This window comes from Cognatilysobacter lacus (assembly GCF_008274655.1).
Lineage (GTDB): Bacteria > Pseudomonadota > Gammaproteobacteria > Xanthomonadales > Xanthomonadaceae > Cognatilysobacter > Cognatilysobacter lacus.
The window spans coordinates 1-8844 of the sequence record NZ_VTRV01000115.1 but is presented as its reverse complement, the minus strand read 5'-3'; the positions used below and the strand labels follow the sequence as shown (position 1 = coordinate 8844).

Sequence of the window (8844 nt, the reverse complement as noted above, 5' to 3'; positions counted from 1 at the left end):
GGCGGCGACTACCGGTCGAGCGATGACGGCGAACCCTCCGGCACCGCCGGCCGCCCGAACCTCACCGCGATCGACGGCCAGCGCATCGACGGCGCCGTCGTGGTGGTCACGCGCTGGTACGGCGGCATCAACCTCGGCGCCGGCGGCCTGATGCGCGCCTACGGCGGCAGCGCGACCGCGTGCCTGCGCGCGGCGGAGAAGGTCGAGCGCGTTGCGCTTGCTGTCGCGCGGGTCCGGTTCGCCTTCGCCGATACCGGCCCCGTGCACGCCGTGATTGCATCGCTCGGTGCCGAACGGCTCGACGAACACTTCGACGGCGACGGCGTCGAACTCCTGCTGCGCCTTCCCGCCGATCGCCTGCCCGCCTTGAAAGCGCAGCTGCGCGACGCCACCCGTGACCGCATTCGACTCCTGGACACCGACGCCGCATGACCGACGCACTTCCCGCCGGCGCAGCGCCGGTTGCCCGTATCGCAGGCCTGCGCGCGCTCTGGCCGTTCGTCGCCCGCCATCGCGGGCTCTTCGCCAGCTGGCTCGTGGCGCTCGCCGTTTCCTCGACGGCGACGCTCGCGCTGCCGATCGCGTTCCGCCGCGTGATCGACCACGGCTTCGCGCGTGGCACGTCCTCGGCGATCGACACGGCGTTCCTGCCGCTGCTCGCCGTCGCACTGGTGCTGGCGGTGGCGACCGCCGCGCGCTTCTACTTCGTGTCGCTGCTCGGCGAGCGCGTGGTCGCGGATCTTCGCGATCGCCTGTATTCGCACCTGCTGGGCCTGGACGCGTCGTTCCACGACCGCACGCGCTCCGGCGAGCTCGTCTCGCGGCTGAGCGCCGACACGGAGCTCTTGCGCACCCTGGTCGCCTCGACGATGTCGATCGCGCTGCGAAGCGCGGTAACGGTGGTCGGCGGGCTCGTGATGCTGTTCGCGACCAGTCCCCGCCTCGCGTCGTACGCGTTGATCGTCATACCGCTGGCGGTTGCCCCGATCATCATCGGTGCGAGGCGCCTGCGTCGCATCGCGCGCGCCAGCCAGGACCGGATCGCGGATGCGAACGCGGTCGCCGCCGAGACGCTGGGCGCCGTCGCGACCGTGCGCGCCCATGCGCGCGAACCCTACGAGCGCCAGCGTTTCGTCGAAGCGTTGCGCACGGCAGTGGGCATCGCGCGCAAGCGCATCGGCGCGCAGGCGATCGTCACCGCCATCGCGATCTCGCTGGTCTTTGGCGCGATCACTGTGGTGCTGTGGGTCGGTGCACACGACGTCGTCGCCGGCCGCATGACCGGCGGCACGCTGGCGCAGTTCGTGCTGTACGCATTGGTCGGCGGCGGTTCGATCGGGGCGCTCGCCGAGGTCTGGAACGAGCTGCAGCGCGCCACCGGCGGCATGGGCCGCATCGCGGAGTTGCTGCACGAGCAGTCGCGCATCGTCGCACCGGCCGCACCGCGCACGTTGCCGCGTCCCGTACGCGGCATCGTCGATTTCGAGGACGTGAGCTTCGGATACCCCTCCGAACCCGAGCGCCTGGTGCTGCGCGATTTCAGCCTGCACGTGCGGCCCGGCGAGACGGTCGCGCTCGTGGGCCCGTCCGGGGCCGGCAAGAGCACGGTGTTCTCGCTACTGCTGCGCTTTTACGACCCGCAGTCCGGCGTCGTGCGCGTCGACGGCGAGCCAATCGCACAGCTCGACCCGGCCGATCTGCGCGCCAACGTCGCGCTGGTCGCGCAACACCCTGTGCTGTTCGGCGCGAGCGTGCGCGAGAACGTCCGCTATGGCCGGCTCGACGCGGACGATTCCGCAATCGAGCGCGCCATCGCCGCTGCGCATGCAACCGACTTCGTCGGTGCGCTGCCGCAGGGCCTGGAAACCACGGTCGGCGAACGCGGTGCGCGCCTGTCGGGCGGCCAGCAACAGCGCATCGCGATTGCACGCGCGGTACTGCGTGACGCGCCGATCCTGCTGCTCGACGAGGCCACCAGCGCGCTCGACGCACAGAGCGAGGCGGCGGTGCAGCAGGCACTCGACGAACTCATGGACGGGCGGACCACGCTCGTCGTGGCGCACCGACTCGCCACCGTGTTGAAGGCCGACCGCATCGTGGTGATGGACGCGGGGCGCATCATTGCCGAGGGCACGCATGCCGAACTCATCGCGCAGGGCGGCCTCTACGCGGAACTCGCGCGGCTTCAGTTCATCGATTGACGTGGCCGCACAAACGAAAAGGCCCCGCATGTGCGGGGCCTTTTGCGCGAACGCCACGCTTCAGGCGGGAACTACGCCCGTTGCCTGCATGCCCTTCGGTCCCTGGCTCACTTCATAGGTGACGCGCTGGCCTTCCTTGAGGCTGCGGAAACCCTTGGAGTCGATCGCCGAGAAGTGCACGAAGACATCGGCCGTGCCGTCTTCCGGCGAGATGAAGCCGAATCCCTTCGCATCGTTGAACCATTTCACGGTGCCGTGCTGCATATCCTTATCCACCTCGTGCTGGGAGCGTTGACGCGCCGCGATGCCGTGTGCCCGCGGCCGCCGGGCGAGTATGCAAACGACGCCAGCGGCTGACAATCACCCTACGACCGGGCTTCCGACCACCGGTCGAGCAGCGCGCCCAGCAGCCCCGGCAGGTGCGCGGAGGCGGCCGCGACGTTGTCCAGCACGTCCTGCAGCGTGATCACCTCGTCCACCTGCGGGCCCGCGCCGGCGGCCCAGTTGGCGACGATCGCCAGGCACGCGTAGTCGAGCCCCATCTCCCGCGCCAGCCCGGCTTCCGGCATGCCGGTCATGCCGACCAGGTCGCAGCCGTCGCGCCGCATGCGCGCGATCTCCGCCCGCGTCTCCAGCCTCGGGCCCTGCGTGGCGCCGTAGCAGCCGAAATCCACCAGCGGCGTGCCCGTCGTCGCGGCCGCTGCCAGCACATCGTTCCGCAGCGACGCGGTGTACGGCTCGCCGAAGTCGACGTGGAGGACCTCGCCACCCTCTTCGCATACCGTGGAGACGCGGCCCCACGTGTAGTCGATCAGTTGGTCCGGACACGCCAGCGCGCGCGGCCCGAAGCGGGCGGTGATGCCGCCGACCGTGTTGAGCGCGAGCACGCGGCGCGCGCCGATGGCCTGCAGCGCCGAGAGGTTCGCGCGGTAGTTGATCCTGTGCGGCGGCACCGAATGGCCCTCGCCGTGGCGCGCGAGGAATGCGACGCGATGCGCGCCCAGGTAGCCAACGCGCAGGGGGCCGGACGGGCGACCGAATCGCGTGTCGGGCTCGTGCGTCTCGATGTCGCGGAGGTCGGCGAGCCTGTACAGCCCGGTGCCGCCGATGACGGCGAGTGCGATGTCGCTCATGGTCGTTCCTCGGCGGGCGCCCGGCGCCGCGCTGCCCTGCAGTGATCGTTCTGGAAGCGCCACGGGGTCGCGTGGCGAGTGGAGTGCAAGCGTGGTCGCGCCGGGCGAGCCGCGCGAGGCTCAGAGCTCGCGCAGCGCCTCGTCGGTCAATGCGCGGATGACCGGAAGCGCGCGTCCCTGCTGCTGGAAGTCCATGCCGTAGCCGAAGACGTACCGGTCCGGGACGTCGACGCCCGCGTAGTCCGCGCGAATGCCGGGAACGCAGCGATCGTGCTTCTTCACTGCGAGCGCGGCGATGCGGACATCCGTTGCACCTTCGGCACGGCACCAGCGCATGATAGCGTCGAGCGTGTGGCCTTCGTCCAGGATGTCATCGGCCAGAAGCACGCGACGCCCGCGCAGTGGCGTCGCCGGCCGATGCTTCCAGGTCAGCGCGCCGCCGCTGGTTTCGCCGCGATAGCGCGTCGCATGCAGGTAATCGAACTCGAGGTCCATGCCGAGCGCGCCGACTTCCATCGCGAGCCGGCCTGCGAATGGCAGGCCGCCGTGCATCACCGTCAGGAACACGGGCACGTCGCCCGCGAAATCGCGAGCAATGGCCGGCGCCATCGCCGCGATCGACGCGTCGAGCGTGGCACGGTCGTGGATCAGGTCGCTGTTGGCGAGTGCCCAGGCGAGGTCGCGTGCCATGTCAGGCGAGTCCTTCGAGGCGTTGCTTCGACGCGTCGTAGCGGTCATCCGCGATCAGCTCGCGCCATGCCAGCGGGCCGCGACCGATCAGCGCAGCCATCGACGCCGTGTTGAGCCTGCGTCCCTGCACGGCTGCGAGCGATTCGGCGACGAGCTCCGGATGACAGACCAGCACGACGTCGCAGCCCGCGTCCAAATGCGCGTCGATGCGCGCCTTGATGCCGCCCGCCGAAAACGCCGCGGCCATGCCGATGTCGTCGGAAAACACCACGCCGCGGAAACCCATTTCCTTTCGCAGGATGTCTTCGATCCAACGCCGCGAATAACCGGCGGGATCGGCATCGACCGCGGGATATCGCACGTGGGCCATCATCACCGCGTCGGCGCCGGCGTCGATGCCCGCAACGAACGGTACGAGGTCGAGCGCACGCAGCTCATCGAGCGAACGGGGATCGACGGCGTCATCGAAATGCGTGTCTTCGAGCACCGAGCCGTGGCCCGGGAAATGCTTGAGCGTCGCCGCCATGTCGGCCGCATGCATGCCTTCGACATACGCGCGGGTGAACGCCGCGACGACGTGCGGATCCGGCGAGAACGCGCGGTCGCCGATGGCGCGATTCCCGCGACCCAGGTCGACCACCGGCGCGAAAGTGAGATCGAGACCGGAGGCACGCACTTCGCTGGCGATCAGCCACGCATGTTCATACGCGAGCTTGAGTGCGCTTTCCGGATCACGGCGGTAGATGTCGTCGAAGGTCGCGAGCGGCGGGAAGGCGGTGTAGCCGTCGCGGAAGCGCTGCACGCGACCGCCTTCCTGGTCCACGCACACCAGCTGCGGCCGCGGCGTGGCTTCGCGGATCGACTGCGTGAGCTCGGCGACCTGCTGCTTCGACGCGACGTTGCGCGAAAACAGGATCACGCCACCGCAGGCGTCGTTCTGCAGCCAGTCGCGCTCCTGCGCATTGAGTTCGGTGCCGGCCACGCCGATTACGAGCATGTCGGGACTCCAGTTTCCGGGTCGGGCGGGCATTGTGCCCCGGACGCCGTAAACGCGCAGCGGCGGCTACCAGGTGGAGTACGGCCGGCTCGCGAGCGCGAGGTTGTAGTAGCGGGAGTCGTGGGTCACTTCAGCGCCGAGCCAGTCCGGCCGCTGGTACACGGCATCGGCGTCGTCGAGTTCGAGTTCGGCGACCACGAGGCCGGCGTTTTCGCCGAGGAATTCGTCCACCCCGAAGGTGTGGCCGCCAAAGACCACGTAATGACGCACCTTCTCGATCCTGCCGCCGACGGCCAGCTTCAGCAGGGCGCGCGCATCGTCGACTGGAATCGGGTAGTCGAACTCCTGGCGCGTGGTGCCCAGCTCGCGCGACTTCATGTTGAGGAAGGCTTCGGTGCCCTGCAGCCGCACGCGCACGGAAACGTTCATGGCGCCGGCGTCGAGCGTGGCGAGGTCATTGAGATAGGCCTGGGCCATTTCGACCTTGCCGCTGGCCTGCGTGCGCCAGGCGTCGCCGGTGACGAGGAACTTGCGTTCGATTTCGAGGGGCATGGCGCGTCCTTCGGAGTGAGGCGGGGTGGACGGTGGCGGGTGCGGGCGTCGCGAACGGCTGTCGGCCACCCGCTGTCGACGACGCCGCTCGCAATCACCGCGGTTCGAACACCGCGATCGACTCCACGTGCGCCGTATGCGGAAACATGTCCATGACGCCCGCCGACTTCAGAACCCACCCTTTCTCGTTGACGAGAAAGGCAGCGTCCCTTGCCAGCGACGCCGGGTGGCAGCTGACGTAGACAATGCGCTTGAACTGCTTGAGTGGCAGGTGTGCCAGCACGAAGTCGGCGCCGGAACGCGGCGGATCCAGCAGCAGCTTGTCGAACGATTCGCGCATCCAGGGTTCGCGCGAAAGGTCCTTGGCCAGGTCGGCGGCGTGGAATTCCACGTTGGTGATGGCGTTGTGGGTGACATTTTCGCGCGCCCGTTGCACCAGGCCGGCTTCGCCTTCGACGCCCACCACTTCCCGCGCATAACGCGAAAGCGGCAGCGTGAAGTTGCCCAGGCCCGCGAACAGGTCGAGCACGCGCTCATCGCGCTGCGGATCCAGCAATTCGATGGTGCGGCGGATCATGTGCTGGTTGAGGCCCGCGTTCACCTGGATGAAATCGAGCGGCCGGAACTTGAGTTCGACATCCCATGCCGGCAGGCGGAACGCGAGCTTCGGCTCGTCGTCGCCGAGCGGGTGCACGCTCTCGATGCCGCCGGGCTGAAGGTAGATCGCGAATCCGTGGTCGGCGCCGAACGCGGCAAGCCTGTCGCGATCGCCCGGGGTCAGCGGCATCACGTGGCGGAAGGTCAAAACGACCGCCTCGTCGCCGGCGATGAACTCGATCTGCGGAATGTCGCGGCGGCCGTCGAGGCTGTCGACCAACGCCGAAATCGCGCCGATCTTTTGCCCGATCGCCGGGATGACGGTGTGGCATTCGGAAATGTCCGCCACGAAGCGCGGATCGGACTCGCGGAAGCCGACCAGCGTGCGGCCCTTCTTGTCGACGCGACGCACCGACAGCCGGCCCTTGCGGCGATAGCCCCACGCGGCGTCGACCAGCGGCTCCAGCACCGACTTCGGCGTTACATGCCCTATGCGCTCGAGATTTTCCTGCAGCACGCGCTGCTTGGCGATGATCTGCTTCGCTTCGTCGAAGTGCTGCAGCGCGCAGCCGGCGCAGGTGCCGAAGTGCGGGCAGCGCGGTTCGACGCGCTCGGAGGATGCCTCGACCACCTCGACCGTTTTCGCTTCGTCGAAGCTGCGGTGTCGCGCGGTGCGAACGGCGACCACCTTCTCGTCCGGCAGCGCGCCGGCGATGAAGATCGCCTTGCCATCAGGCAGCCGCGCGACACCGCGGCCGTCGTGCGTCAGGCCGGTGATGTCGGCGGGAAACGGGGTCTGGTCGAGTCGGGCCACGGGTGCGGTACGCGGTAACGGCCGCGCATTGTCGTCGAAATCCGGCGGCCGGCTCGCGTCCACGGCTCCCGAAAAGGCGGCGGCCCGCCGAAGCGGGGCGCCTCTTCAGGATCGTTACTTCTGCTTCCAGCTGCCGCCGCTCTGATACCACCACCCGCTGCGGGCGCTCGCGATCCATTGCTGCGCGAAGACCTCGCGGATGCGCGGCTCCCATTCGGGGTGCCCGTTCGCAACGGCGATCTCGCGATAGACAGCGGCACGGTCGCGATTGTCGTCGGCGACGGCCTGGTTGACGGACACGCGGTCTTTCAGCCCGAGCTTGGTCGCGTCGCGCACGGTGATCATCCCGTCGGCGGTGAAGCCGAGGGCGCCGGCGTCGAAGCCGCCACGCAGCGCGCCGTTGAAGCGCTGCTCCATCCGCGCCTGGATCGCCTGGATCGCGGGCGTCTTGAGCGTGATGTCGGGCTGGCCCTGGGCCTGGGCGGCGCCGATGCCGAGGACAGATGCGAAGTCGACACGTGCGAGCGTCGCAGCCATGCGTTCGTTCCACGGCGAATCGATGGACGCGCTGCCGCCGCCGGGCTTGGCGGGGTCGACGGTCTTCGCGCCGGGCTCGTTGATCACCTTCTCGACGAACTGCTTCGCCGCCTCGCGTGCTTCGGCGGCGGGAAAGTAGACGTTGATCGTCACGCAGGCGGTCAGCGCGACGGCGAAGGGCGGAAGCATCATCCAGCGACGCATGGGTATGTCTCCAGTCGGTTGAAGGGATCGTGCCGAAGAATGCGTGAAGCGGAGCGAAACATGAACAGGCGCGCGATTACTTCACGACCGGCTTGGCCTCGCCCTTGCCGACGGCGACGAGCCGCTCGACGAGCGTAGGCCAGTCGACGCGCCGATGGATGCCGATCACATTGAGCCACGGTATGCCGCCGCCGCGCACGATCGTGTAGCGGTCCGGGCCGGAGGCCGCGAGGCCGCCCATGTCGCAGACCTCGTCGGCGAGGTGGCAGTCGATACCGATCGCCGAATAGCCGAAGTCGTCGAACAGGCCGAGCAGCCGCGCCTGCAGCCCGCTCGCGAATGACGAATCGCCCACGCTCGACAGGTCCTGCACCGCGCGCTGCGAGATCCGCTGGCGCACGCCGCGGTGCTTGTCCGTGCGCAGGTGCGCGTCGAGGGCGACCGGCTGCCAGTCGACGAGGCGCAGCCCGGCGATGCGACCGTCGAGCTTGCCGGTGATGCTGCCGAAGCCCAGCACGCCGGTCAGGGACATCAGGTCCAGGTCGTCGAAGGCGATGTCGGCGCTGAGCGTAGGCGCGACGCCGAACGGTCGCTCCATCGAGAGCGAGGACACATCGAGCCGGCCGCCGAACAGGTCCATCGACAGGCCGCCGTCGAACACCAGTTGCTGCGCCGCATAACGCGCGCTGGGGATGCGCCCCGACAGCTTGCCGGCAAATGCGGGCATGCCGAGGGCCTTGGAGAGCTCGCCGATGTCGAGATCGCGCACGTCGAGCCCGAAGTCCGCGCTGGTGCCGACGCCCGCGGCGGCCGGCTGGATCGCGAGATGGTCGAACATCACGTGGCCGCCGAGCATCGGCAGGTCGACCGGTGCGGCGAACGCGAGGCGGCCCCGCTCGCTGCGCAGCGGCATTCTGGTGGCGCCGAAGTCGAGGCCGTAGACGCGACCGGACTGCCAGCGCAGGGCGCTCTCGACCGGTGCATCGGCCGAGAAGCGCACGTCCCCGGCAAGGCCGTGGAAGGCGAAGCGGCCTTTGGGATCGTCGAGGTCGAGCCCGCCGAGCGCGGCGCTGGCCGAGCGCAGGGACCCGCCGCCGATGTCGACATGCGCCGCGAGCG

The 8844-nt window shown here is 69.2% G+C and carries 9 protein-coding genes and 1 pseudogene; 2 read left to right on the top strand and 8 right to left on the bottom strand.

Annotated elements, in window-relative coordinates; genetic code table 11:
• Both FW784_RS10265 and FW784_RS10260 read left to right on the top strand, forming a co-directional pair.
• Window positions 1–432, top strand: a 432-nt coding sequence (locus FW784_RS10265) for an IMPACT family protein (RefSeq protein ID WP_149353252.1), incomplete at its 5' end; no start/stop codon positions are given.
• Complete coding sequence (locus FW784_RS10260; RefSeq protein WP_149353251.1) at window positions 429–2201, top strand: ABC transporter transmembrane domain-containing protein; 1773 nt, start codon at window positions 429–431, stop codon at window positions 2199–2201. The genes FW784_RS10265 and FW784_RS10260, both read left to right, overlap by 4 nt.
• A gap of 60 nt (window positions 2202–2261) precedes the next feature.
• On the opposite strand, the gene FW784_RS10255 is transcribed toward FW784_RS10260, so the two are convergent.
• The 8 genes and pseudogenes from FW784_RS10255 to FW784_RS14400 form a co-directional block, all read right to left on the bottom strand.
• Window positions 2262–2465: a cold-shock protein gene (locus FW784_RS10255; RefSeq protein WP_149353250.1), complete on the bottom strand. Its 204-nt coding sequence runs from the start codon at window positions 2463–2465 to the stop codon at window positions 2262–2264.
• Between the two features lie 101 nt (window positions 2466–2566).
• Window positions 2567–3334 carry an S-methyl-5'-thioinosine phosphorylase gene (locus FW784_RS10250; protein WP_149353249.1) on the bottom strand — a complete coding sequence of 256 codons (768 nt, stop codon included), beginning with the start codon at window positions 3332–3334 and terminating at the stop codon, window positions 2567–2569.
• 120 nt (window positions 3335–3454) lie between these two features.
• Window positions 3455–4024: a hypoxanthine-guanine phosphoribosyltransferase gene (locus FW784_RS10245; RefSeq protein WP_149353248.1), complete on the bottom strand. Its 570-nt coding sequence runs from the start codon at window positions 4022–4024 to the stop codon at window positions 3455–3457.
• A gap of 1 nt (window position 4025) precedes the next feature.
• Entirely contained in the window at window positions 4026–5021 is a 996-nt protein-coding gene (gene nagZ, locus FW784_RS10240; RefSeq protein ID WP_149353247.1) for a beta-N-acetylhexosaminidase, read from the bottom strand.
• A gap of 66 nt (window positions 5022–5087) precedes the next feature.
• Entirely contained in the window at window positions 5088–5573 is a 486-nt protein-coding gene (locus FW784_RS10235; RefSeq protein ID WP_149353246.1) for a CYTH domain-containing protein, read from the bottom strand.
• A gap of 94 nt (window positions 5574–5667) precedes the next feature.
• Window positions 5668–6984, bottom strand: coding sequence for a 23S rRNA (uracil(1939)-C(5))-methyltransferase RlmD (rlmD, locus tag FW784_RS10230; protein WP_149353245.1), 1317 nt, complete (start codon window positions 6982–6984; stop codon window positions 5668–5670).
• Window positions 6985–7098: 114 nt separating this feature from the next.
• Complete coding sequence (locus FW784_RS10225) at window positions 7099–7725, bottom strand: DUF1318 domain-containing protein (protein ID WP_149353244.1); 627 nt, start codon at window positions 7723–7725, stop codon at window positions 7099–7101.
• Window positions 7726–7801: 76 nt separating this feature from the next.
• Window positions 7802–8844 (bottom strand): annotated as a pseudogene (locus tag FW784_RS14400) (YdbH domain-containing protein); the annotation flags it as partial.